The 24,176-nt window shown below is 68.2% G+C and carries 20 protein-coding genes, 1 tRNA gene and 1 pseudogene; 14 read left to right on the forward strand and 8 right to left on the reverse strand.

Annotated features, from left to right (window positions below; translation table 11 throughout):
- Positions 1 to 160 precede the first annotated feature (160 nt).
- Complete coding sequence (locus tag E2F48_RS04390) at positions 161 to 2,080, forward strand: ABC transporter ATP-binding protein (RefSeq protein WP_133402806.1); 1,920 nt, start codon at positions 161 to 163, stop codon at positions 2,078 to 2,080.
- On the opposite strand, the gene E2F48_RS04395 is transcribed toward E2F48_RS04390, so the two are convergent.
- Positions 2,055 to 2,492 (reverse strand): NUDIX hydrolase, encoded by a 438-nt coding sequence (locus E2F48_RS04395; RefSeq protein WP_133402807.1) that lies wholly within the window; start codon positions 2,490 to 2,492, stop codon positions 2,055 to 2,057. The genes E2F48_RS04390 and E2F48_RS04395 overlap by 26 nt on opposite strands.
- A 45-nt stretch (positions 2,493 to 2,537) precedes the next feature.
- Positions 2,538 to 2,611 (reverse strand) — tRNA-Arg (locus E2F48_RS04400).
- A 211-nt stretch (positions 2,612 to 2,822) separates the two neighbouring features.
- Between E2F48_RS04400 and pcrA the strand changes: the two genes are divergently transcribed.
- From pcrA to E2F48_RS04420, 4 genes are all read left to right on the forward strand, one after another.
- A complete protein-coding gene (gene pcrA, locus E2F48_RS04405) occupies positions 2,823 to 5,273 on the forward strand; it encodes a DNA helicase PcrA (protein ID WP_133402808.1) in 2,451 nt (816 codons plus the stop codon).
- A gap of 153 nt (positions 5,274 to 5,426) precedes the next feature.
- Positions 5,427 to 6,593, forward strand: coding sequence for an ADP-forming succinate--CoA ligase subunit beta (gene sucC, locus E2F48_RS04410; RefSeq protein WP_133402809.1), 1,167 nt, complete (start codon positions 5,427 to 5,429; stop codon positions 6,591 to 6,593).
- A 12-nt stretch (positions 6,594 to 6,605) separates the two neighbouring features.
- On the forward strand, positions 6,606 to 7,508 hold the full coding sequence (gene sucD / locus E2F48_RS04415) for a succinate--CoA ligase subunit alpha (protein ID WP_133402810.1): 903 nt from the start codon (positions 6,606 to 6,608) through the stop codon (positions 7,506 to 7,508).
- A 107-nt stretch (positions 7,509 to 7,615) separates the two neighbouring features.
- Entirely contained in the window at positions 7,616 to 8,080 is a 465-nt protein-coding gene (locus tag E2F48_RS04420) for an SRPBCC family protein (protein ID WP_133402811.1), read from the forward strand.
- Positions 8,081 to 8,125: 45 nt separating this feature from the next.
- On the opposite strand, the gene E2F48_RS04425 is transcribed toward E2F48_RS04420, so the two are convergent.
- Entirely contained in the window at positions 8,126 to 9,223 is a 1,098-nt protein-coding gene (locus E2F48_RS04425) for a VIT1/CCC1 transporter family protein (RefSeq protein ID WP_246018518.1), read from the reverse strand.
- Between the two features lie 381 nt (positions 9,224 to 9,604).
- On the opposite strand from E2F48_RS04425, the gene E2F48_RS04430 reads away from it, so the two are divergent.
- Complete coding sequence (locus tag E2F48_RS04430; protein ID WP_133402813.1) at positions 9,605 to 11,338, forward strand: long-chain-fatty-acid--CoA ligase; 1,734 nt, start codon at positions 9,605 to 9,607, stop codon at positions 11,336 to 11,338.
- A pseudogene (locus tag E2F48_RS04435) lies at positions 11,335 to 12,387 on the forward strand (AI-2E family transporter); the annotation flags it as partial. The gene E2F48_RS04430 and the pseudogene E2F48_RS04435, both read left to right, overlap by 4 nt.
- A 488-nt stretch (positions 12,388 to 12,875) precedes the next feature.
- Here E2F48_RS04435 and E2F48_RS04440 read toward each other — a convergent pair.
- Complete coding sequence (locus E2F48_RS04440) at positions 12,876 to 14,438, reverse strand: sodium:solute symporter family protein (protein ID WP_133402815.1); 1,563 nt, start codon at positions 14,436 to 14,438, stop codon at positions 12,876 to 12,878.
- 175 nt (positions 14,439 to 14,613) lie between these two features.
- On the opposite strand from E2F48_RS04440, the gene E2F48_RS04445 reads away from it, so the two are divergent.
- The 4 genes from E2F48_RS04445 (at position 14,614) to E2F48_RS04460 (ending at position 18,300) form a co-directional block, all read left to right on the forward strand.
- Positions 14,614 to 15,192: a cupin domain-containing protein gene (locus tag E2F48_RS04445; protein ID WP_133402816.1), complete on the forward strand. Its 579-nt coding sequence runs from the start codon at positions 14,614 to 14,616 to the stop codon at positions 15,190 to 15,192.
- Between the two features lie 146 nt (positions 15,193 to 15,338).
- Complete coding sequence (speB, locus tag E2F48_RS04450; RefSeq protein ID WP_133402817.1) at positions 15,339 to 16,325, forward strand: agmatinase; 987 nt, start codon at positions 15,339 to 15,341, stop codon at positions 16,323 to 16,325.
- Complete coding sequence (locus E2F48_RS04455) at positions 16,326 to 18,020, forward strand: thiamine pyrophosphate-binding protein (RefSeq protein ID WP_133402818.1); 1,695 nt, start codon at positions 16,326 to 16,328, stop codon at positions 18,018 to 18,020.
- A gap of 73 nt (positions 18,021 to 18,093) precedes the next feature.
- On the forward strand, positions 18,094 to 18,300 hold the full coding sequence (locus E2F48_RS04460) for a hypervirulence associated TUDOR domain-containing protein (RefSeq protein WP_133402819.1): 207 nt from the start codon (positions 18,094 to 18,096) through the stop codon (positions 18,298 to 18,300).
- Between the two features lie 9 nt (positions 18,301 to 18,309).
- On the opposite strand, the gene E2F48_RS04465 is transcribed toward E2F48_RS04460, so the two are convergent.
- Positions 18,310 to 18,648 (reverse strand): DUF3140 domain-containing protein, encoded by a 339-nt coding sequence (locus tag E2F48_RS04465; protein WP_246018519.1) that lies wholly within the window; start codon positions 18,646 to 18,648, stop codon positions 18,310 to 18,312.
- 140 nt (positions 18,649 to 18,788) lie between these two features.
- On the opposite strand from E2F48_RS04465, the gene E2F48_RS04470 reads away from it, so the two are divergent.
- Positions 18,789 to 19,331, forward strand: a complete 543-nt coding sequence (locus tag E2F48_RS04470) for a hypothetical protein (protein WP_133402820.1) — start codon at positions 18,789 to 18,791, stop codon at positions 19,329 to 19,331.
- A gap of 178 nt (positions 19,332 to 19,509) precedes the next feature.
- Positions 19,510 to 20,142 carry an FMN reductase gene (locus E2F48_RS04475; protein ID WP_133402821.1) on the forward strand — a complete coding sequence of 211 codons (633 nt, stop codon included), beginning with the start codon at positions 19,510 to 19,512 and terminating at the stop codon, positions 20,140 to 20,142.
- Positions 20,143 to 20,160: 18 nt separating this feature from the next.
- Here the strand turns inward: E2F48_RS04475 and E2F48_RS04480 are convergent, their stop codons facing one another.
- The 3 genes from E2F48_RS04480 to E2F48_RS04490 are packed head-to-tail and all read right to left on the reverse strand — an operon-like array spanning position 20,161 to position 23,130.
- A complete protein-coding gene (locus E2F48_RS04480) occupies positions 20,161 to 21,294 on the reverse strand; it encodes an FAD-dependent oxidoreductase (RefSeq protein ID WP_133402822.1) in 1,134 nt (377 codons plus the stop codon).
- Positions 21,287 to 22,006 (reverse strand): class I SAM-dependent methyltransferase, encoded by a 720-nt coding sequence (locus tag E2F48_RS04485; RefSeq protein WP_133402823.1) that lies wholly within the window; start codon positions 22,004 to 22,006, stop codon positions 21,287 to 21,289. Before E2F48_RS04485 ends, E2F48_RS04480 begins: the two co-directional genes overlap by 8 nt.
- Complete coding sequence (locus E2F48_RS04490) at positions 22,003 to 23,130, reverse strand: type III polyketide synthase (protein WP_133402824.1); 1,128 nt, start codon at positions 23,128 to 23,130, stop codon at positions 22,003 to 22,005. The genes E2F48_RS04485 and E2F48_RS04490 overlap by 4 nt, the downstream gene beginning before the upstream one ends.
- 96 nt (positions 23,131 to 23,226) lie before the next feature.
- Between E2F48_RS04490 and E2F48_RS04495 the strand changes: the two genes are divergently transcribed.
- A complete protein-coding gene (locus tag E2F48_RS04495; protein WP_133402825.1) occupies positions 23,227 to 24,126 on the forward strand; it encodes an SDR family oxidoreductase in 900 nt (299 codons plus the stop codon).
- Positions 24,127 to 24,176 lie beyond the last annotated feature (50 nt).

The following is a 24,176-nucleotide window of genomic DNA, read 5'->3' on the forward strand; positions in this document are numbered from 1 at the left end:
CCTGTCATTGTTCCGCGGCGGTGGCGACCCAGTGTGACGCCAGATGTCGAACTTTCCCGCAGACCCTTGAAAACCCGTTCCAAATTGTGCCTTGGGCATACTCCGGGAGCCGGGCAGCCCGAGCGCCTAAGCTTGGAGAGGCTGAACGGAAGGCACCTGCATGAGCATGGAAGGCGCGGCGTGGAGTTCCCTCTACCGGATCTCCACCGCCAAGGACCGCACGAACAAATTCTCGAAGGAAACGCTGAAACGCATTGTCGCGTTCGCGGTGCCCTACCGGGTGAAGCTCACGCTCTTCATCCTGTTGTCGGTGGCCGCCGCGTTCCTCGCCGTCGCAACCCCGGTGCTCGCCGGGCAGGTCGTCGACGTCATCGTCGCCCGCGGCTCGACGCAGACGGTGATCTGGCTCGCCGTCGTCATCGCCCTGGTCGCGGTGGCGGACGCCGCCGTCAGCCTGGCCACCCGCTGGTACTCGGCGAACATCGGCGAGGGTGTCATCCTGGATCTGCGCACCGCGGTGTTCAATCATGTCCAGAAGATGCCGATCGCCTTCTTCACCCGCACCCGCACCGGCGCCCTGGTGAGCCGGCTCAACAACGACGTGATCGGCGCCCAGCAGGCCTTCAGCGGCACCCTCTCCGGCGTGGTCAGCAATACCGTGGCGCTCGCCCTGACCCTTATCGTCATGCTGAGCACCTCCTGGCTGGTGACCGTCCTTGCCATCGTGATGCTCCCGCTGTTCCTGGTGCCGGCGCGGCGCATGGGCGGAAAACTCGCGGCGCTGCGGCGGGAAGCGGCCGACCACAACTCGGCGATGAGCACCCAGATGACCGAGCGGTTCTCCGCACCCGGAGCCACCCTGGTGAAGCTGTTCGGCCGGCCCGAGGCCGAGTCCGAGGAATTCCGGGTCCGCGCCGCCCGCGTCCGCGATATCGGCGTGCGCATGGCCATGCTCCAGTTCATCTTCTTCACTGCGCTGATGCTCGTCTCCGCACTTGCCCTGGCGCTCGTCTACGGCCTCGGCGGAACCCTCGCCCTCGGCGGGCAGCTCGACACCGGCGAGGTGGTGACCCTCGCCCTGCTGCTCACGCGGCTGTACGCGCCGCTGACGTCCCTGGCGAACGCGCGGGTCGAGATCATGAGTGCCCTGGTGAGCTTCGAGCGGGTCTTCGAGATCCTGGACTTGAAACCCCTGATCCAGGAAAAGCCCGACGCCCGCCAGGTGCCGCCCGGTCCCGTCACCATCGAGTTCGACGACGTCCGCTTCGCCTACCCGTCGGCCGACAAGGTCTCCCTGGCCTCGTTGGAGGAGGTCTCCACCCTCGACACCCGGGGAGGCGAGGAAGTACTCCACGGGATCTCCTTCACCATCCAGCCCGGGCAGACCGTGGCGCTGGTGGGAACCTCCGGCGCAGGGAAGTCGACCATCGCGCAGCTGTTGGCGCGCCTCTACGACGTCGACAGCGGCGCGGTGCGCCTGGCCGGGGCCGACGTCCGTGACCTCACTTTCGCCTCAATGCGCTCCACCCTGGGCATGGTGACCCAGGACGGGCACCTCTTCCACGAGACCATCCGGTCGAACCTGCTCCTCGCGCGCCCCGAGGCGACGGAGGACGAGATCTGGGACGCCGTCCGCCGCGCCCGCCTGGAGCCGCTGCTGCGCTCGCTTCCCGACCAGCTCGACACCATGGTCGGCGAGCGCGGCTACCGGCTCTCCGGCGGTGAGCGCCAGCGCATGACGATCGCCCGGCTGCTGCTGGCCCAGCCCCGCGTCGTCATCCTCGACGAAGCGACGGCGGCGCTCGACTCGACCTCGGAGGCCGCCGTGCAGGCTGCGCTCACCGAGGCGCTCGAGGGGCGGACCGCCATGGTGATCGCGCACCGGCTCTCGACGATCCGCAGCGCCGACCTGATCCTCGTGGTCGAGGACGGCCGGATCGCCGAACGCGGCACCCACGAGGAACTGCTGGAGCGCGGGGGCCGCTATGCGGAGCTGCACCGGACGCAGTTCGCGGTGCAGAAGAACGCCGCGCCGGACGAGGACCCCGAAGTGCTCAGCGGGGCGCCCGCCACGCCGTAAGGTCCGGCGGCGGCAGGGTGGCCAGCGCGGGGACGACGAACTCTGTCAGCAGCGGGGCGAGGTCGGTCCGGCTCCCGGCCGCCGCCAGGTCAAGCCAGCCGATCTCCTCGATCTCCGCTGCGGGGACCGGGGTACCCTCGAGCGGGCCCAGGAACACGGCGGCGTCGATGAAGGTGTCCGGCTCGTTGGCGGCGGGTCCGTACCAGCGGCCGAGGTCCGTAAGCCGGGAAGGCAGGACGGCGAGCCCTAGTTCTTCATCAAGTTCTCGGACCGCGGCCGCCGCCGCGCTTTCCCCGGGCTCGAGCTTGCCCCCGGGCTGCATGAACAGTGTGGTGCCGCGCTTGCGCACGAGGAGGAGGCGTCCGGCGTCGTCGAGCAGGCACAGGGCCGCAATGGAGAGTACGTGGGTCATGGCCGCCTCGGGGTTGGGGCAGTGCTGCCCCTTCTTTCATCGAAGTGCCCCTGGCCGGAATCGAACCGACGACCTTCCCTTTAGGAGAGGGACGCTCTATCCTACTGAGCTACAGAGGCCTGCGGGGCCGAAAAAAGCACCCCGGGCGCTCTTAGCTTACCTGCTTCGCTCACCCTGTCGAAAAGCATCCGACAGTGCCCGCTGCGTTTGGGAAAGCGGTAGGTGTGCTGCGTGCAGGCGCCGTGCGCACGGGACGGACGCGGGGTGGAAGGGCCCGGCGCAGTTCGACCGCGCCGACGGTCGGAGCCAGCGCCTAGACTGGTGGGCACCATGGATATGCTTTTCGACCCGTACCCCGCACCCAAGAACCCAGGTTCGAAACAGCCCCAGGGCGGGCAGCTCTCCGCATCGTCCGATCCGGCACTGGCACACAGCCCCGTCTCCGCGCGCCCCAGCGAGGAGCGTGCCCGCGAACTCCTCGAGGGGCTGAACCCGCAGCAGGAGGAAGCCGTCCGCCACAGCGGCTCCCCGCTGCTCATCGTCGCCGGCGCCGGCTCGGGCAAGACCCGCGTGCTCAGCCACCGCATCGCCCACCTGCTGGCCACTGGGCGGGCGCGGCCCGGGGAAATCCTCGCGATCACCTTCACCAACAAGGCGGCGGCCGAGATGCGCGAGCGCATCGAGGCACTGATCGGGGACGTCGCCCAGCGCATGTGGATCTCCACCTTCCACTCCTCCTGCGTGCGCATCCTGCGCCGGGAGGCTGCGAGCGTCGGACTCAACTCCAACTTTTCCATCTACGACTCAGCCGACACCCTGAGGCTGATCACCCTCACCGCCAAGGGCCTCGACCTGGACCCGAAGCGCTTCGCGCCCAAGGCCATCCAGCACAAGATCTCCGCCCTGAAGAACGAGCTGATCGACGAGGAGGCCTACGCCGACGCTGCCGATCCCTCCGATCCGTTCGAGACCGCCGTCGCCGAGGTCTACAAGGGCTACGCCCAGCGCATGCGCTCGGCCAACGCCATGGACTTCGACGACCTGATCGCCCAGACGGTCTACATGTTCCGCGCCTTCCCGGGGGTGGCCGACTACTACCGCCGCCGGTTCCGCCATGTCCTCGTCGACGAATACCAGGACACCAACCACGCCCAGTACGCCCTGGTCCGGGAAATTGTCGGGGTGCCGGGGGAGACCACCGACGACCCCGCCGAACTGACCGTCGTCGGCGACTCCGACCAGTCGATCTACGCCTTCCGCGGCGCCGACGTCCGGAACATTGTCGAGTTCGAGAATGACTATACGAATGCCCGCACCATCCTGCTCGAGCAGAACTACCGCTCGACGCAGACCATCCTGAGCGCGGCCAACGCCGTGATCTCCCGCAACCCCAACCGGCCCGAGAAGCGGTTGTGGACGGCCGAAGGCAACGGCGAAAAGATCGTCGGCTACGTGGGGGAGAACGAACACGAGGAAGCCCGGTTTATCGCCGACGAGATCGACCGGCTCCAGGACGAGGAGAACCTGCGCCCCGGAGACGTTGCGGTGTTCTACCGAACGAACGCGCAGTCGCGCTCCATTGAGGAAATCCTGCTGCGGGTCGGCCTGCCCTACAAGGTGGTGGGCGGCACCCGCTTCTACGAGCGCAAGGAGATCAAGGACGCACTGGCCTACCTGCGGGTCCTGGTGAACCAGGACGACGTCGTCAACCTGCGCCGGATCCTCAACGAGCCCAAGCGGGGCATCGGGGACCGTGCAGAGTATGCGGTCGCAGCGCTCAGCGAGCGGCACCGCATCAGCTTCATGGAGGCGCTGCGGCGGGCCAACGAGGCGCCAGGGATGGCGACCCGGTCGGTGAATGCCGTGGCAGGCTTCGTCAAGCTCATCGACGACCTCGCCGAGGTCGCGGCGGGCTCGGGCGCCGCCGCGGCGCTCGAGGCGGTCCTCGAGCAGACCGGATACCTCGAACAGCTGCGCACCAGCAACGACCCCCAGGACGAGTCCCGCGTCGAGAACCTCGCGGAGCTGGTCGCCGTCGTGCGCGAATACGAACGCGACAACCCGGAGGGAACCCTCGGGGACTTCCTCGAACAGGTCTCCCTCGTCGCCGACGCCGACTCGATCCCGGATGCGCCGGAGGGCTCCGCCGAGGAGGTCGAGCAGGCCGTCGCGGAGGCGCGGCGCCAGGGCGTCGTGACCCTGATGACCCTTCACACGGCGAAGGGCCTCGAGTTCCCGGTGGTCTTCCTCACCGGCATGGAACAGGGGATCTTCCCACACCAGCGGTCGGCGACCGACCCGAAGGAACTCGCCGAGGAGCGCCGGCTCGCCTATGTCGGTCTCACCCGCGCCCGCCGCAGGCTCTACCTGACCCGGTCGGAGGTCCGCAGCATGTGGGGGCAGAGCCAGTACAACCCGGCCAGCCAGTTTGTCTCCGAGGTTCCCGACGAGCTCATCGAGTGGAAGCGCGAAGGGGCGTCCCTGCCGGCCTGGAACGCCAGCCCGACGAGCGGCCCGCGCTTCAGCGGATCGTACTGGGGTTCAGGTGCCTCCGGCTCCGGAGCGGCAACGGCCTCCCCGGCCAAGGCCATCGGGCGCGTCCAGCCTCAGAAGGAGGTCATCTCAGTGGCTCCCGGGGACAAGGTGAACCACACAACCTTCGGCAACGGGACCGTGGTCGCGGTCGAAGGAGCCGGGGATAAGACGGTGGCGAAGGTGCGCTTCGGTGAGGGCGAAAAGCGCCTCCTGCTGCGTTATGCGCCGCTCACAAAGGCCGGATAATTCGCTGTTTTCTCCTAAATTAATTCAATTTCTTTCTACAACTCATAGAAGTGTGGCCTTCCTCACGAAACGGGTAGTCTGGAAAAGGCCCCCAGTGCCAAGGGACTAAAGTTCCCTGTGTAAACCTACTTCGACGTAGAAGGACACTAGCCCGTGGACCTGTTTGAATATCAGGCGCGCGATCTCTTTGAGGCACACGGAGTTCCCGTGCTCGCCGGCATCGTGGCGCATACCCCTGAAGAAGCCAAAGCAGCAGCTGAAAAAATCGGCGGAGTTGTCGTCGTCAAAGCTCAGGTCAAGGTTGGTGGCCGCGGTAAGGCCGGCGGCGTGAAGGTGGCCAAGACCCCGGACGAAGCCCACCGCTATGCCTCGGACATCTTGGGGATGGACATCAAGGGTCACACGGTACACACCGTCATGATCGCCCAGGGCGCCGACATCGCCGAGGAGTACTACTTCTCGGTGCTGCTCGACCGGTCAAACCGCAACTACCTCGCCATGTGCTCCGTCGAGGGCGGCATGGACATCGAACAGCTCGCCGTGGAACGCCCCGAGGCGCTGGCCCGCGTTGCCGTTGACCCGGGCGTCGGCATCGATCAGGCCAAGGCCCAGGAAATCGTCGAAACGGCAGGGTTTGCACCGGAACTGCACGAGGGCGTCACCGCGACGCTCCTGAAGCTGTGGGACGTGTTCGTCAAGGAAGACGCGACCCTCGTCGAGGTGAACCCCCTGGTGAAGACCGGCAGCGGCGACATCCTCGCCCTCGACGGCAAGGTCACCATCGACGAGAACGCCGGCTTCCGCCACGCCGACCACGCGGCGCTCGAGGACAAGGAATCGGCCGACCCGCTCGAGGCGAAGGCCAAGGCCAACGACCTCAACTACGTCAAGCTCGACGGCGAAGTCGGCATCATCGGCAACGGCGCCGGACTCGTGATGTCCACGCTCGACGTCGTCGCCTACGCCGGCGAATCCCACGGCAACGTGCGCCCGGCGAACTTCCTCGACATCGGCGGCGGAGCCTCCGCCGAGGTCATGGCCGCCGGCCTCGACGTCATCCTCAACGACTCCCAGGTCAAGAGCGTGTTCGTCAACGTCTTCGGCGGCATTACCGCCTGCGACGAGGTCGCCAACGGCATCGTGAAGGCCCTTGAAATCCTTGGCGACGAAGCCAACAAGCCCCTGGTGGTGCGCCTCGACGGCAACAAGGTGGAGGAGGGCCGCGCCATCCTGCGCGGAGCCAACCACCCCCTGATCACCCTGTCCGACACCATGGACGAAGGCGCCGACAAGGCCGCCGAGCTGGCTTACGGAAAGTAAAGGCAACCCACCATGTCTATCTACCTCAATAAAGACTCAAAGGTGATCGTCCAGGGCATCACCGGCGGCGAAGGTACCAAGCACACCGCCCTCATGCTCGCGGCCGGCACGCAGGTCGTCGGCGGCGTCAACGCCCGCAAGGCCGGCACTACCGTGACCCACGGCGACACCACCCTGCCCGTGTATGGCACCGTGAAGGAGGCCGTCGCCGAGACCGGCGCCGACGTCTCCATCGTGTTCGTACCGCCGGCCTTCACCAAGGACGCCGTCGTCGAGGCGATCGAGGCGGGCCTCGGCCTGGTCGTCGTGATCACCGAAGGCGTCCCCGTGCAGGACACCGCCGAGTTCTGGGCCCTGGCCCAGTCCAAGGTCGACGCCGACGGCAAGCAGGTCACCCGTATCATCGGCCCGAACTGCCCGGGCATCATCACCCCGGGGGAGTCCCTCGTGGGCATCACCCCGGCGAACATCACCGGCAAGGGAGGCGTCGGCCTGGTCTCCAAGTCCGGCACCCTGACCTACCAGATGATGTTCGAGCTGCGCGACCTCGGCTTCTCCACGGCCATCGGCATCGGCGGCGATCCCATCGTCGGCACCACCCACATCGACGCCCTCGCCGCCTTCGAGGCGGATCCCGAGACCAAGGCGATCGTCATGATCGGCGAAATCGGCGGCGACGCCGAGGAGCGAGCGGCCGAGTACATCAAGGCCCACGTGACCAAGCCGGTCGTCGGCTACGTCGCGGGCTTCACGGCCCCGGAGGGCAAGACCATGGGCCACGCAGGCGCCATCGTCTCGGGCTCCGCGGGAACCGCCCAGGCGAAGAAGGAGGCCCTCGAGGCCGCCGGCGTCAAGGTCGGCAAGAGCCCGTCCGAAACCGCGCGCCTGCTGCGCGAGGTCTACGCCACGCTCTAGCTCTCCAGCTACATGGAAAAGCCCCGGACCGCTGCGGTCCGGGGCTTTTGCGTACCGATGCAGGACGCGCCCGCGATGCTGTGCCGCTCCCGTGACACGATGGGCGCATGACAACGACGCCGGCGCCCGCCGGTTCCCGCTACCTCATCACCCGCAGCCGCCTGATCAAGGCGCCCGCCGCACGCATCTTCGAGGTGCTTGCCACCCCTGCCCTTCACAGCGTGATTGACGGCTCCGGCACGGTCCGCGGCGAACAGCCCGGCGGCCCCGCGCGGCTCTCGGAGGGCGCCCGCTTCGGCATGAACATGAAGCTCGGGCCCCGGTACCGGATCCTCAACCAGGTCGTCGAATTCGAGGAGGGACGCCGGATCGCCTGGCGCCACTTCTCCCGCCACGTATGGCGTTACGTCCTCGAACCGCGCGGGGAGTCAACGCTCGTCACCGAGCAGTGGGACGCCCGCCCGGTGCCCTGGAAGCTGGTGCTGCGGCTGACCGGCTTCACACGCCGGCACCCGGAGAGCATTGAGAAGACGCTGGTACGCCTCGAGGAGTACGTAACCGGGCGGCCCTGACCGGCCGGCAACCCCACCGGCGGGGAAGGACCCGCCAGCCGGGCTCTAGATGGCTGTGGTGCCGAAGAGCATTCCCAGCAGGTAGGTCGCCGCCGCGGCTCCGAGCCCGATGGCGAGCTGGCGCAGCGCGAGCTTCAGCGGGGAGGCACCCGACAGCAGCCCCACGACGGCGCCGGTAGCCAGCAGCGCCAGCCCGACGAGAACGCACGCCGTGACAATGGCGGCCAGGCCCGTGAGGCCCACCAGGTAGGGAAGCACCGGAATCACCGCTCCGGAGGCGAAGAAGCAGAAGCTCGACGCCGCGGCGCCCAGCCCGGTGCCGACCTGCTCATGGGCGTCCTCAGAGGTGTCGTTCTCGGGCTGCAAGGAGAAGCTTGGATCGCAGTCGCAGGCCGCGAGCCCCATCCGTTCCTCGGCGCGGTGCGTGGCGGCCTCCGGCGTCATTCCCCGCGCCCGGTACACGAGCACGAGCTCGTTCGCCGCGATGTCGAGTTCCTTGGAGGCCGTCAGCGTGACCTGCGTGGGACGGGTGGCCGACAGCAGCTCCCGCTGGGAACGGACCGAAACATACTCTCCGGCGCCCATCGAGAGGGCGCCGGCCAGCAGGCCGAAAAGGCCGCTGACAAGGATGAATCCGGTGGAGACGCCCGTCGCCCCGATGCCCATGATGAGTGCCAGGTTGCTGACGAGGCCGTCGTTCGCCCCGAAGACTGCGGCCCGGAAGTTCCCAGAGAGACGGTTCCGGCCGCGGGTCGCCAGCGCCCGGACCACCTCCTCGTGGATCTGCTCGTCAGCGGCCATCGCGCTGGTTGCGGTGGGGTCGGCTGCATAGGGAGAGCGCCCTTCGGCCCGCTGGGCCAGGGCGAGGACAAACACCGAGCCGAACCGCCGCGCCAGCAGCCCCAGGAGCCGGTTCCGCACCGAGGGGCGGACCGGGCGTCCCGCCTCGTCGCCGAGCAGCCCCAGCCAGTGTGCTTCGTGGCGGCCCTCCGCATCGGCGAGGGCGAGCAGGATGTCGCGCTCCTCTCCGGTCCGCCGCCGGGCGAGGTCCCGGTAGGTGGCTGCCTCGGCGCGCTCGTCGGCAAGGTACTGGCGCCAGCGCTTGAGGTCGCGGGGATTGTGCGTGGATCGGGGGGCTTTCACTGACTGCTCCTCTAAACCTGCTGCAGTGATCGCCGGGGAGGTGGAACTCCGGCCTGCAACACGTGGACGTGTTCTGGCCGAAGGTCTCGCTCGCCGCCCTGATGGCGGTGGACTGCCGGGCGGCTCGATTGACGCCAGTATGTCGACAGGCCTCGTGGCACACCGGCCGCGGAGCTACTCCCCTTCGCTGGCGATAGTCTAACGTGTCCGCGCCCGATGTATTTGCGTCCGGTGTTCGGGTTGTCCGGATGCGCCGGTTTCGCGACGGCGCGCCGGGAAGAACCAATCCGCGTGCCGGATCGTCGAGAATACACAGGAGGCGCTACCGTGACGCCGGTGCGGCACGGTAGAGTTCACAGGGTCAAAACAGGAAGCAGGCTTATGAAATCGGAGTTCTCCCGCCCGTGGACGGCGCGCTACGCGCCCGGGGTGCCCCACGAGATCGCCGTGCCGGAGGGCTCGTTGTATGACCTGCTCGAATCCGCCGCAGCCCGCCACCGCAACGGCGTAGCACTTGAGTTTTTCGGGGCGGAGACGACCTACGGCCGGCTGGGCGCCGACGTCCTGCGCATCGCCGAAGGGCTGCGCCGGCTCGGAGTCACCGCAGGGGACCGCGTGGCCCTCGTCCTTCCCAACTGCCCGCAGCACATCGCCGCCTTCTATGCCGTGCTCCGGCTCGGGGCGATCGTCGTCGAACACAACCCGCTCTACACCGACCGGGAACTGCGCCACCAGTTCGAGGACCACGGCGCGAAGGTCGCCGTGGTGTGGGACAAAGTGGTTCCGCAGGTCCAGCGGCTCCCCAAGGACCTCGGGCTTGAAGGAATCGTCTCGGTCGACCTCACCCGCGCCCTCCCGGCCGGAAAGCGCCTCGCACTGAAACTGCCGCTTCCCGCCGCCCGCCGCGCGCGGTCCGCCCTGACCCCGTCGGAAATACTCGCGGGGCCGCACCCCATCCACCGCTGGGAAGGGCTGCTGGCGTCCCCGCCGCTGGATCAGGGGCATCCCCGCCCCTTCTCCGGCGACACCGCCGTGATCCAGTACACCAGCGGTACCACCGGAACCCCCAAGGGCGCCGTCCTGACCCATCAGAACCTCCTCGCCAATGCCGCCCAGGGCAGGGCCTGGGTGCCCGGACTTGTTGAAGGGCAGGAGACCGTCTACGCGGTGCTGCCCATGTTCCACGCCTACGGGCTGACCCTGTGCCTGACCTTCGCCATGAGCATTGGGGCGCGGCTTGTCCTCTTTCCGCGGTTCGACGTCGACCTCGTACTGCAGGCCGTCCGGAAGAGCCCACCGACGTTCCTGCCGGCGGTTCCCCCCATCTACGACCGGCTCGCCGCGGCCGCCGAGGAGCGGGGGGTCGACCTCTCGAGCATCCGGTTCGCCATCTCCGGTGCCATGAACCTGCCTCCGGAGACGGTGGCCCGCTGGGAGAAGGCCACCGGAGGGTACCTTGTCGAGGGCTACGGGCTCACCGAAACCTCCCCGGTGGCCCTTGGCAATCCCATCGGCCCCACCCGGCGGCCGGGCAGCGTCGGCGTTCCGTTCCCCAACACCGACATCCGGGTCGTCGACCCCGATCGCCCGGACGTGGAGAGGCCGCCCGGAGAAGCCGGCGAACTGCTGATCCGCGGCCCCCAGGTGTTCTCCGGCTACTGGCAGAAGCCCGAGGAAACCGAGGCCGTGCTCCTTGAGGGTGGGTGGTTCCGCACCGGTGACATTGTGAGCGTCGACGCCGGCTCCTACGTCAGCATCGTCGACCGGATCAAGGAACTGATCATCACCGGAGGCTTCAACGTGGCTCCCACCGAGGTGGAGGACACCCTTCGAGCCTACGGCCCGGTCACCGACGCCGCCGTCGTCGGCCTGCCGAGGCCCGGCGGTGGGGAGGACGTCGTCGCCGCCGTCGTCCTGGCCGACGGGGCGCAGCTCGACGAGGAATCCCTCCGCAAGCGTTGCCGGGAGGGGCTGGCCGCCTACAAGGTTCCCCGCCGCATCTTCGCGGTGGACGAACTGCCCCGGTCCCTGATCGGGAAGGTGCTGCGCCGCGAAGTGCGCACCCGCCTGCTGAATAGCAAAACATCGACACCTACCGGAAGACAGGCATCATGAGCGTTCCAGCACCAGATACGACAAGCCCCTGGAAGGACAGCCTGGGCCGGGCCAGCCTGCGCTGCGCCCAGGTCCTCCTCATGCTGCTGCTCGCCGTGGTTACGGTCTACGCGCTGATCCAGGTGCGGCTTGTGGTCATTCCGGTGCTGCTGGCCCTGATCCTCGCGGCGGCTATCGTGCCCCTCGTGCATTGGCTCCGCCGCAAGGGCTGGCCAAGCTCCGCTGCGACAGGGTTCTCGTTCCTGCTCCTCCTGCTCCTGTTCGGCGGGCTGATCACCGGCATCGTGTTCGCCGTGCAGAACCAGGCCGGTGAGCTTGTCGACAGTGCCGTGCAGGGCTTCGACCAGCTCTACGCCTTCGTCGAGAACGGCCCAATTCCCATTGACTCCGGCCAGATTCAGCAGGCCCGGGATGCGGTTGTCGACTTCGCTACCAGCAGCACCGCGGGCGCCGGGGCCCTCTCCGGCCTGAGTGCCGCCACCAACTTCATCGCGGGCGGCCTGCTGATGGCTGTCATCCTCTTCTACTTCCTCAAGGATGGGGAGAAAATCTGGGCCTTCATCCTGCGGGCGTTCAAGGGCAAGCGGCTCGTGAAGGCCCGCCGGGTCGGCTACAGCAGCCTCGCCGTGCTCGGCGGCTACGTCCGGGGAACGGCCATTGTCGCACTCGTCGACGCCGTCTTCATCGGCATCGCGCTTGCCGTCCTCAACATTCCGCTGGCCCTTCCGCTGTCGGTCATCGTCTTCATCGGGGCGTTCATCCCGCTCGTCGGAGCCACCCTTGCCGGGGTGCTCGCAGCTCTTGTCGCACTGGTCTCCAACGGGCCCACCGCGGCGCTGATCGTGATCATCGTCGTCATCGTCGTGAACCAGCTCGAGGGGAACTTCCTGCAGCCGGTCGTGATGGGACGCACCCTGAGCGTCCACGCCCTTGTCATCCTGCTCGCCCTGACCGCCGGAACCATCCTGGCCGGCATCATTGGCGCCATCCTGTCGGTGCCGGTGGCCGCCGTGACCTGGGCTGCGATCAAGGCCTGGAACCAGGAGGAGGACGACGCGATCACCGAAACCGAGATCGTGAAGGCCGAACAGGCCACTGCCCTCGATGAGAGCGGACACGGCCTGAGCACTCTCCCCAAGGACGACCCCAAGGCGATCGAGCTGGCCGAACTCGCCGCCGCCAAGCGCTCCGATGAGGACCGCCCCGGCGTCGCCTCGCGCGGTGTCACCCCGGAGACCGAGGAATCCTCGAAGCAGTTCGCCGAGGAGCCCTCGGTCCCGGCCACGGCCGGTTCCCCCGGGACTCCGGGGACCGGTTCGCACGGCAACGGCTCCGAGGACGCCGGGCCGGTTGCTTCCTCCGGAACCCGGCGGGAGCGGCGGGACCGCCGGGACGGCGGCGGCTCCACAGCCCTCGACGACTGACCCACTGACCGGCGCCGACTGAATAACCGGACGAACCGCTGGTCGGACAACCGCTTCAACAACTGAGGGCCCCTCCCGCGTTGCGGGAAGGGCCCTCAGGCCGTTAAATCCGGCTACCGGCGTTCCGGGAGGACCGATGCGCCGCCGCTGGGCGATTCGACGGCAGGAGCGTCGTCGTCGGGCACGTTGCCCGCGACACGGTCCTCCCAGGCGGCCATGACGGCCGGATCGGTCCGCCGGCTGGCCAGGGAAACGATGATGTAGACGGCGGCCGACGCGAGCAGGCCGACGTAGATGGGCCAGTTCGAGTAGATGCCGTCGTACTGGTTTTCGGCGTTCACCTCGAGGAAGATCATGGTCCCGAGGGTGAAGACCGTCCCGACGGCCATTGAGACGCCGGCGCCGAGTCCGTTGCCGCGCTTCCAGACGAGGCCACCGATAATGGCGACGAGGAGTCCGCCGACGAGGATGTCGTAGGCGATGGTCAGGGCGGCGACGACGTCCTGCACCACGACCGCGAGCAGGATGGCGGTCACGCCGAGGCCGAACACCCACCACCGGCTGCTTCCGACGTCATGCCCGCCGGCGTCAACCGCCGTGCGGTTGGCCGCCTCGGCACCGGCGGTACGCCCGCTCCGCCGCGACCAGCTCCGGACGTAGGGCAGGACGTCGGTGCGCGCCACGGTCGCCGACGCGATCAGCGCGCCCGACGCCGTCGACATCATGGCGGCGACTGCGGCGGCCAGGACCAGCCCGCCGATTCCGATCGGCAGGACGTTGAGGGCGATGTCGGCGTAGACGTCGTCCTGGGACTCGATGTCCGGCAGGATGACGCTTGCGGACATCCCGATCAGCGCCCCGGCCACCCCGTACAGGATGCAGTAGACGCCGGCAGTGGCACCGCCCCAGCGGGCGACCTCCGGCGTGCGGGAGGTGAAGACGCGCTGCCAGATGTCCTGTCCGATCAGCAGGCCCAGCGTGTAGACGACGAAGTAGGTGAGAATGCTCTGTGCGCCGATGCCGGTGATGTCAAAGAACTCCGCGCCGGCGCGCTCGGAGATTCCCTCGAACCCTCCGGCCGAGGAAAGCGCGAACGGAAGCATCAGCGCGAAGACGCCGATTGTCTTGATGACGAACTGCGCCATGTCGGCCAGGGTGATCGACCACATGCCGCCCACCGCCGAATAGATCACCACGATGATTCCGCCGATGGCGATGGAGAGGGCGCGGTCCCAGCCGAAGAGGACCACGAAGATGGTGGCGTAGGCGCCGGTGGAGGTGGCGCACAGCATCAGGGTGTAGGCCAGCATGACGATGCCCGAGACCTTCGTCGCCTCGGAGCCGTAGCGGAGGCTGAGCATCTGCGACACGGTGTAGATCTTCAGCCGTTGGATCGAGGGCGCGAACAGCAGGCTCAGCAGCAGCACGCCCACCCCGATGGCGACGACGAGCCACATGCCCGAGATCCCGTAGGTGTAGCCCAGGCCGACGCCGCCGACGGTCGAGGCCCCGCCGAGGACCACGGCGGCCATGGTGCCCGTATAGAGCAGTGGTCCAAGGCGCCGGCCGGCGACGAGGTAGTCGCTCGCGTTCCGGGTGCGGGACTTGCCCCACCAGCCGAAGCCGAGCATGGCCACGAGATAGACGACCACTATCGCCGCATTAAGATATTCCATTGTTCCCACCCAAATCGAGGTTGCACACGAAGCAACTTTTGTTTCGTACTAGGCTAGGGTGATGAAGGTCACTCCGTCAATCGTGGCCGATCCGAGCGCTTCATAGAAGCAACCCTGGGCTCGCTATGCTCTATCTTGACTCCCGTTCATTCCCTTCACCCTTGGGAGGACTGCCATGAAGGCCCTGCCTGTTGAGCCCACCAACGCCCCGGTGGCGATCGGTTCCCGCATCCGCGCCGCCCGGCAGTCCCAGCGTATGACCATCGAGCAGGTGGCGGAGGCGACGGGGCTGACAAAGGGGTTCCTGAGCCGGGTCGAACGCGACCTCACCTCGCCCTCGGTGGCTTCGCTCGTCACCCTGTGCCAGGTTCTCTCGATCTCCATCGGCGACCTGTTCCTGGCTCCAGAGACCCACCTGACCCGCCTAGAGGAGGCCCCCCGGATCAGCCTTGGTGGCGAGGGGATCATCGAGCGGTTGATGACCGCCCGCTCGGAACGCCGCCTGCAGATGATCCGGGCCGTGATCGAACCGCATGGGCGCGGGGAGGCCGAGCTGTACTCGGTTGACTGCGAGGTGGAGACCCTGCACGTAGTGGAGGGCTCCTTCGAACTGATTTTCTCCAATCAGCGGTTCGAACTGCAGGCGGGGGACACGGTGACCTTCCCCGGACGCGAGCCCCACACCTGGGCCAATCCCTCGGGGGATCCGGCCGTCATCCTGTGGACCCTGGTCCCGGCGGCCTCCGGGAAGTAGGCCGGGTCGACGACGGCACCCCGGCGTCGGGCGGTCCGCACCTTGACCCGTGACCCGGCCCACAATTAGCCTTATGCAAAACAATTGATGCATATTTAGCAACTTCGGTGCGCCGACCGCGTACCGCTGAGGAACGGACGACGCCCATGGAAGAACTGCGCATCACCGCAGGTGGCCACCTCGGCCCCATCGATTCGGCCCGCGTGCCGCGCTACTCCGGCGCCGCGACCTTCGCGCGGCTCCCACGCCTCGACCAGGTGGACCGCACTGACATCGCCGTGGTGGGCGTGCCCTTCGACTCCGGTGTCTCGTACCGGCCGGGGGCGCGGTTCGGCGCCAACCACGTCCGCGAGGCCTCACGCCTGCTGCGCCCCTACAACCCGGCGCTCGACGTCTCGCCGTTCGAACGCGTCCAGGTCGCCGACGCCGGCGACATGGCCGTCAACCCCTTCAACATCCATGAGGCCATCGAGACGGTGCAGGCCAACGCGCTCGAGCTGACCGCCGACGGAACCCGGCTCGTCACCCTCGGCGGGGACCACACCATCGCCCTGCCCCTACTGAGGGCGGCCTCCGAGCGGGCGGGCTCACCCGTGGCGCTGCTCCACTTCGACGCCCACCTCGACACCTGGGACACCTACTTCGGCGCGGAATACACCCACGGGACGCCCTTCCGGCGGGCCGTCGAGGAGGGGATCCTCGACACCGAGGCGATCTCACACGTCGGGACGCGCGGACCGCTCTACGGCGTGAAGGACCTCGAGGACGACCGGCGCTTCGGCTTCGGCATCGTCACCTCCTCCGATGTGTTCCGCCAGGGCGTCGACGAGGTCATCGCCCGGCTGCGGGACCGCATCGGAGACCGGCCGCTGTACGTCTCGGTCGATATCGACGTGCTCGACCCCGCCCACGCCCCGGGCACCGGTACCCCCGAGGCCGGCGGAATGACAAGCCGTGAACTCCTTGAGATCCTGAGGGGGCTGCGCGGCCTCAACCTCGTCGGCGCCGACGTGGTCGAGGTGGCCCCCGCCTACGACACCGCCGAAATCACCGGCGTCGCGGCCTCCCATGTCGCCTACGACCTCGTCAGCCTCATGGCCGACAACCTCACCCCGCCCTCAAAGGAAAGCTGAATGGAAATCACCGACAGCGCCGCCTCAGTTCCACCCCAGCCGCTGACCACCGGGCAGCGCAACGGCGGTGACCTCGTCGTCGAGACGCTCACCGCGCTGGGCGCCACCACCGTCTTCGGCATCCCCGGCCAGCACGCCCTCGGGCTCTTCGATGCCCTGTCGCGCTCGCCGCTGCGCTTCGTTTCCTCCCGGGTGGAGAACAATTCGGCGTTCGCCGCCGACGGCTTTTCCCGGGCCACCGGCGAGGTCGGCGTCCTCTTCCTCTCCACCGGTCCCGGGGCGCTCACCTCGCTGGCGGGACTCCAGGAGGCCTACGCCACCGGCGTCCCGATGATCGTGATCGCCAGCCAGATCCCCCTGGAGGGCCTCGGCGCGCGGCGCAAGGGCATGCTCCACCAGCTCGACGACCAGAAGGCCTCGGCGGCGAACGTCACCAAGAGCCAGCGGCTGATCCAGCACGCCTCGGGAATCCCCTCGGCGATCCAGGACGCCTGGACCGAAGCAGTCTCCTCGCCGCAGGGGCCGGTCTGGATCGAGGTGCCCCAGAACGTGCTGCTCGACCCGGTGATGGTGCCCCGGGTCGAGGATGCACTCGCCGAGCCGTTCGACAACCCTCCGCGCGTCGAGCTCGTCCGTGAAGCGATCGAGTGGCTGACGGCGTCCAAGCGTCCCGCCATCGTCGCCGGCGGCGGAGCGCGCCGCGGCAAGGCCGAGCTCGAGCTGCTCTCCATCGCCGAGAAGCTCGGTGCTCCCGTGGTGTGCTCGCCCGGCGGCAACGGCGCGTTCCCCTGGAACCACGAGCTGTCGCTGCAGTCCTGGGTCGAGGACCGCTATGTCACCGAGGTGCTCGAGGACGCCGACCTCCTGCTGGTCGTCGGCTCCTCCCTCGGTGAGGTCACCTCCAACTACTTCACGCTCGAACCGCGTGGGCGCATCATCCAGATCGACGCCGAACCCCGCGTCCTCGAATCCAACCGCCCGGCGCTCGGTATCCGGGCCGACGCCGGCCAGGCGCTCAAGGCCCTCGACGAGGCGCTGCCGACGCTCGACCGCGCACGCACCGAGGGCTATGACGCCGCCGCGCTGGTCGCGGAAACCCTCGCCAAGGTCTCGGCGCGCCTCGACGCCCAGGACCTGGGGATGGAGCGCAAATTCATGGCCGACATCCGCGAAGCGGTGCCGGACTCGATGCAGACCTTCTGGGACATGACCATCTCCGCCTACTGGGCGTGGAGCTGCTGGGACTCACGCGAGGGGCAGTTCCATTCGGCGCAGGGCGCCGGCGGCCTCGGCTACGGATTCCCCGGTGCCATCGGCGGCGCCGTGGGCCTTGAGTCGAAGGGCCTGCCGCCGCGGGTGCTCGCGGTCTCCGGCGACGGCTCGGCCATGTATTCCATCGCCGAGCTGGCGACGGCGAAGCAGCACAGCCTCCCCGTCACCTGGCTCATCGTCGACGACGGCGGCTATGGCATCCTGCGCGAATACATGGAGGGGGCCTTCGGCAAGGCGACGGCCACCGAGCTGGCCCGGCCCGACTTCGTGAAGCTCGCCGAGGCCTTCGACGTACCGGCGCGCAGGGTCGCCCCCGCCGACGTCCGGGAGGCCCTCGAGGAGAGCCTCGCGGCCGAGGGGCCGAACGTCGTCGTCGTCGAGACCCTGCTGCGCCTCTTCGCGCCCACGCACCTGGCCGACTGAGCCGGGCCTGTGCCGCGCGCCGGCCTGCGGGTAGGGTTTACCTACCCGCAGGCCGGACAGAAAGGGCGCATCGATGTCATTCCGCAAGGGCGAGAAGGTTACCTGGAACACACCGCAGGGGACGACCGAAGGCAAGGTCGTCGAGAAGCGGGAGAAGGAATTCACCTTCGACGGCCAGAAGTTCAAGGCGTCCTCCGACGAGCCCTACTACATCGTCGAGAGCGCCAAGTCCGGCAAGCAGGCCGCCCACAAGCAGAGTGCCCTCAGCAAGCCTTCCTAGGCCCGCCCGCTACTTCAGCGGATCGTGGCCCCAGTTCATCAGGGAGTAACGCCACCTCGAGTGTTCAAGGTCGTCCTTGCCTGGGGTCTGCGCGAGATGCCGGTGCACGTAGCCAACCACCTTCGCCATGTGCTGGACATCGTTCTCGGTCAGGTCCGGCTTCCGGGTTTCGAGGATCTCCACGATCCGGCGGCCCGAGGCGTGGCCGACCGATTCCCCGCCGTCCTTCTGGCCGACGGAAAGGGACTCGTCGGTGTCAAGCCATTTCTTCAGCTCCGCGGCCGTCATATTGACCGCTTCCCTCCACTGGGGCCATACCGCGTCGAGATCCGTGCCGTCAGTTGCCACCGGTCACTCCCTTCGCCGGGCGGGTACCCGTGCCGGCATCCGCGTACTTCCTGTTTTCGGGGCTTCCCGTAGCTTAATCGTAAGTAGGCTGATAAAGGTAGAGGGTAGGTCGATTTTCGAGAACTAAGGAGTACGACATCATGGCAGGAAACCTTCTGGCTCGATCCGCCCACGACCTCGGCGCGGCCGCATGGTTCGGTGGAACCCTCATGGGTGCGGTAGGGCTGAACGGCGCCACCGGCAAAGCGAAGGACCCCCGCGAGCGCACACGCCTCTCGAGCCTCGGATGGGCGAAGTGGACCCCGGTGCAGATCGGCGCGTTCGTCGCGCACGCGGCCGGCGGCATTGGGCTGATCTACGGCAACAAGGGCCGCCTGGCCAAGCAGGAGGGCGTGGGGGCCAACACGGTGATCAAGAGCGTGGTCACGGTGGCCGGCATGGCACTTTCCCTCTACGCAGGCATGATGGGCAAGAAGGTCGCCGAGCTGGCCGAACAGGGTGGCGAAGGTGCGACTGAGCCGCGTCCCGGTGCCTCGGACGACCTCGCCAAGGCCCAGTCGAAGCTCAAGATGCTGCAGTGGGCGCTCCCCGTCGTCAGCGGTACGGTGGTGGTCCTGTCGGCCCACCAGGGCGAGATGCAGCGTCCCACCAACGTGCTCGACGGAATCTTCGGCAGGAAGTAGGCTCCCAGCGGCCCCGCAGCGGGCGCTGAGGACGAGGTGGCTCCCGGCGTATGGCGCGGGGAGCCACCTGCTGTTTAATCCTCCGGCGCGTTGGCCGCCCGCTGAGGGGAATGAAACCGGAGTCCCTGGAGTTGAGTCATATACATGCAAATGTATGTAATTCGAGGAGGGTTTTCCGGTGTCTACACCTTCAATTGTTGTCGTTTCGGCGGGGTTGGGCGTTCCTTCATCAAGCAGGATGCTTGCCGATCAGCTGGCGGAGTCGGCCGTTGAGGCCCTTGGTGCGGCCGGCGCCACAGCCGAGGTCGAAACAATCGAGCTCCGCGAGCTTGCCCTGGATATCGCCAACCATCTCGTCACGGGCTTCGCCCCGCCGGCTCTCGCCGCGGTCCAGGAGCGGCTGGCCGCGGCCGATGCGCTGATCGTCGTCAGCCCGGTGTTCTCAGGCTCTTACAGCGGGCTGCTCAAATCGTTCTTCGACGTCCTCGATCCCAAGGCCCTCGAGGGGATGCCTGTGCTGCTGGGCGCCACCGGCGGCAGTGCACGGCACTCATTGATGCTTGAGCACGCCCTGCGGCCGCTGTTCAGCTACCTGCGGGCCGTCGTCGTTCCCACCGCCGTCTACGCCGCACCGCAGGACTGGGGTGCCGGCAGCGGGGACGGCGCTCCGGGGCTTGAGCAGCGGTCGCGCCGGGCGGCGAAGGAACTGGTGGCACTGATCCTCGGCTCGGTCGGCCCCCGGCCGGCCCGGGCGCCCGAGGTGTCGGCGCCTTTCGAGGAGCTGCTGGCAAAGATCCAGGGCAACCGCTAGCCCCGGCCGCCCGCGGCGTCACTGCATGGTGAAGGCGCGGGCAATCCCTGAGGAGACGGCTGGCCGCGACAAAAGGTGCGCGAGGGCCGCGTTGCGCGCCGCCAGCACCCGGGGAGGCAGGGGCCGTCCGAGCGCCATGTTCAGGTGGGCCTTGCGCCGAGCCACGCCCGCGGCCCGGCGCCGGGTCCGGTTGAACCGGGCCAGCTGCTGCCCGACGTCGGTACCTTCGCGCAGGTGTGCCGTGACGAGCGGCACCAGGGCCTGGACGTCGAGCCAGCCCAGGTTCATCCCCTGGCCCCCGATGGGGCTGATTTCGTGGGCGGCATCCCCCACCAGCAGCACCCGGCCGGCGACAAGCCGCTCGGCCAGCCGGGAACGCACCTCGAAACTGCTGACCATGGTGTTCCCGGCCGGATCCACCGCCACGTTCGTCCGCTGCCCGATGAGGCGTGAAAGCAGGTGCGGGTCGGGCTCGGCGGGCGCACCCAGCCGCACCACCCAGCGGCGTACCCCGCCCGGCAGCGGGAACGACTCGACGATGCCTGCGGCTTCGAGGTAGAGCACGGCGGAGTCGCCGTCGCCGGTTCCGTCGGGGAAGTCGCCCATGAGGTAGCAGTCGGGGTAGGACCTGCCCGGAGCCCCGATGCCGGCATAGTCCCGCACGGCACTGCGCGCTCCGTCGGCGCCGATGACACAGCGCGCCTCGAAAATGTCGGCGCCGCCGGGCGCCACGGCATGGACCTCTACCCGGTCGTCGCGCTCCGCGAGGCCGGTCACGGTGGTTCCGCGGCGCAGGGTGCCGGGATAACGCCCGGCCAGCCGGTCCTCAAGCACCTCCTCGGTCACGGCCTGCGGGACCGCCAGCACGTAGCCGTGCTCGCCGGGGAGGCCGGCAAAGGAGAGGCTCGCGACCTGCCGACCCGCGCTGCGGGCGATTCCCTCCGTGATCCGCACCCCCCGCGACTCAAGGGCCCCGGCCACGTCGCCCGCTTTCAGCGCCGCCAGGGCCGGCGGGTGGATGCCGATGGCCCGGGAATGCCCGCTGCGTGCGGTGCGCCTCTCAAGCGCGACGACGTCCAGGCCGGCCCGCCGCAGTTCAAGGGCGGCGTAGAGGCCCACGGGTCCGCCGCCGACCACCACCACGTCATGCATCCGGGCCGGCCCGGAAGATGAGGAGGTTCCGGAAGGGGGCGGTGCTCTCCACGCTCCACCCGGGCCGGGGCTCGGCGGCCAGGACCGCCCGAAGCTCCGCCGGGGTATAGCTGCGCCGGATCGAGGTCAGCCCGTCCCGGCGGATGTACGAACCGCGCAGGGGCAGTGTCCCCACCGAGAAGAGACCGTAGCCGATCCTGCTGCGCGCAATGTCGCTGTGCACCGCGAGGCGCTCGGCGAGCCGGGTGCTGTCCCCGAGCAGGCCCGACAGGGCGCCGGGGTCGAGGTGGTGGAGCACATGGTTGGAGGTCACGATGGTGAACCTCCGGCCCTCCGCGACGAGCTCCGAACTGAGCGCCCGGCGGAAGCTCAGCCCGGGGACCCCCGGCCTTGAGGTGGCATAGGCGTGGGCGCGCCCGTCCGGGTCAATAGCCGTAATGGACAGGGCCAGCCCGTCCCGGCGGGCCCACCGGGCCAGCGCCCGGGGAACATCCCCGCCCCCCGAGCCGATATCGAGCAGCGTGTTTTCCCGGTCCGGGGAAAGCTGCGGGCGCACGAGCATCCGATAGGTGTGCCTCCAGCCGGCCACCGCAGCGTTGACCAGGCCGAACTGGGAGTAGGTGCGCTCAAGGGTGATCGGGTCGCAGTCGGGCTTGTCCATCTCCTCGACGGCTCCGGCGTCGCGCCGCAGGAGGAATCCGCCGGGGGTCATCCGATCTTCGTGAGGAGCGCGGTCTCCACGGTGAGGCCGGGCCCGAAGGCCATCGAGCAGACCCGTCCGTTGCCGCCGGAGGAGGGCTGGTCGAGGATGTTCTTCAACACGAACATCACCGTTGCGCTGCTCATATTGCCGTAGTTGCGCAGGATCTCCCGCGCCGGCGTCAGCTGGTCCGGAGTGAGGTCGAGCTTGGCCTCGACCTTGTCCAGGATGCTCCGGCCGCCCGGGTGGATCGCCCAGTGTTCGATGTCCGAGTAGGCCTTGCCCTCGAGGGAAATGTCGTGGGCCAGCAGGGGTTCGAGGGCCGAAACGATGTTTTCGTCGATGATGTGGGGCACATAGGTCCCAAGGACCATCTCGAAGCCTTCATCGCCGATGTTCCAGGCCATCGATTCCTCACCCACCGGCGTCAGGACCGTCTCGAAGTGGTCAAGGCTCAGGACGGGGCCGGTCAGCGGCAGCTCCCGCGCGGTGATGATGGCGGCCGCGGCGCCATCCGCGAAAAGGGAGGACCCGACGATGGTGTCGGGGTTGTTCGAAGAGCGCACATGCAGGGAGCACAGCTCGGCGCTCACCACGAGGACCACGGCCTCGGGATCGGCCTCGCAGAAGGCCTTCGCCGCGCGCAGGGCGGGAAATGCCGCGTAGCAGCCCATGAAGCCGAGGTGGTACCGCTGGACGGCGGGGCTGAGGTCAAGGGCCCGCACCACCTTGTAGTCGGGGCCGGGATTGAAGAACCCCGTGCAGGACACGGTGACGACGTGGCTGACATCGGCCGCCTCGATGCCGTCCGCGGCCTCAAGTGCTCTGCGGCCGGCCTCGATGAAGAGCTTGCTTCCCTCCTCGGCGTACACCGCGTTGCGGGTCTTGGTGCTGGGGCTCAGGATCCGCATCTGCCGCGAATCGAAGAAGACCGGGTTCTCGGCATTGCTGTCGAGCGTCAGTTCCTTGACCGCCGTGTACCGGGTGTCGATGCCGGAGGAATCGAAGGCGGCTCCCACCAGGCGCGTGCCCAGCCGGGTCAGGTCGGGCTGGGCGGCGAACACGTCCCGCACCTGGGGCTGCACCATGACCGTCTCGGGTACGGCTGTTTCAAGGGACCTCAGCATCACTGTCATAGTCCATTGTTAGGGGACTCACACGGAGAACACAATGACAGTAGGCTTAGTATTCCCGCCTCAGCAGGCAACGAACACACCGGTAAGGAGTGCAGTATGTCGAACCCCAACGCGCATCCCCTCGAGCAGGATGACCCACGCGGGCCCAAGGAGGAGGTCTCGACCGACCTTCAAAACTACCCCGGCTTCACCGAGCAGATGGATCCGCGGCCCGATCACGGTGAGGAGACCTACCGTGGCACCGGCAGGCTGGCCGGCCGCCGGGCCCTGATCACCGGCGGTGACTCGGGCATCGGGCGTGCCGTGGCGATCGCCTTCGCACGGGAGGGAGCCGACGTCGCCATCGGGTACCTTCCGGAGGAGGAAGAGGACGGCCGCAGCTGCATCGAACTCATCGAGGCCGAAGGCCGGAAGGCGCTCGCCCTGCCTGGGGACATCCGGGACGAGAACTATGCCCGGACCGCCGTGGAGCGCGTCGTCGCCGAGTTCGGCGGCCTTGACCTGCTGGTGAACAACGCCGGATTCCACATCGCCCAACCCGGCGGGATCGCCGACATCCCGACCGAGCAGCTGAAGCGGACCTTCGAGACGAACGTCTACGGGACCGTGTGGATGATCCAGGCGGCCCTGCCGCATCTCGGCGCCGGTGCCTCGATCATCAACACGACCTCCATCCAGGGCTACCACCCGTCCACCTCCCTGATGGACTACGCAGCCACCAAGGCGGCGCTGAACAGCCTGACCTTCAGCCTGTCGGAACTGCTGGGCGAGCGGGGCATCCGGGTGAACGCCGTGGCCCCCGGTCCGGTCTGGACGCCGCTGCAGCCCGCGACAACGAACCAGGAGAAGCTGGAGAGCTTCGGCGAGGACACCCCCCTGGGGCGGATGGGCCAGCCGGGGGAGCTGGCCGGGGCCTTCGTGTTCCTCGCCTCGAATGACGCCCGGTACGTCTCCGGCGAAGTGCTCGGCGTCACCGGCGGGAATCACCTCGCGTAGGGCGGGGCGAGGAGGGCGCCACCCGACGCCCGGCTAGGCTGGAGAGCACC

Origin of the sequence: Arthrobacter crusticola (assembly GCF_004357995.1) — a bacterium.
GTDB lineage: Bacteria > Actinomycetota > Actinomycetes > Actinomycetales > Micrococcaceae > Arthrobacter_D > Arthrobacter_D crusticola.